This is a genomic window from Streptomyces atratus, assembly GCF_014648655.1.
In the GTDB taxonomy this organism is placed as follows: Bacteria; Actinomycetota; Actinomycetes; order Streptomycetales; family Streptomycetaceae; genus Streptomyces; species Streptomyces atratus.
Window position 1 is genome coordinate 1 of sequence record NZ_BMRN01000233.1, and the last position, 566, is coordinate 566.

General features: G+C 65.7%; 1 pseudogene. It reads left to right on the plus strand.

From position 1 onward, the window contains the following. Positions 1-554 (plus strand): annotated as a pseudogene (locus tag IEZ15_RS44260) (IS5 family transposase); the annotation flags it as partial. Positions 555-566 lie beyond the last annotated feature (12 nt).

The window sequence follows — 566 nt, forward strand, 5'->3', positions numbered from 1 at the left end:
CTCCACCGTCTGGTCCTGGACGAACTGGGCAGGTGCGGTGACCTGGACTGGAGCCGGTGTGCGATCGATTCAGTGAACATGCGCGCGATGAAAGGGGGGAGCTGACAGGTCCGAATCCTGTCGACCGGGGCAAGAAAGGATCCAAGATCCACTTGATTACCGAGCGGACCGGTTTACCCCTCTCCATCGGCATCTCCGGCGCCAGCCTCCACGACAGCCAGGCACTCGAACCCCTCGTCCGAGGCATCCCGCCGATCCGCTCCCGACGCGGGCCCCGCCGACGGCGCCCCGCCAAACTGCACGCGGACAAGGGCTACGACTACGACCACCTGCGCCGATGGTTACGCCAACGCGGCATCACCCACCGCATCGCCCGCAAGGGCATCGAGTCGTCCACGCGGCTGGGCCGCCACCGCTGGACCATCGAACGCACCATGGCCTGGCTAGCCGGCTGCCGCCGGCTCCACCGACGCTACGAACGCAAAGCCGACCACTTCCTCGCCTTCACCAGCATCGCCTGCACCCTCATCTGCTACCGAAGACTCGCCAAATGAGACGACCTCTAA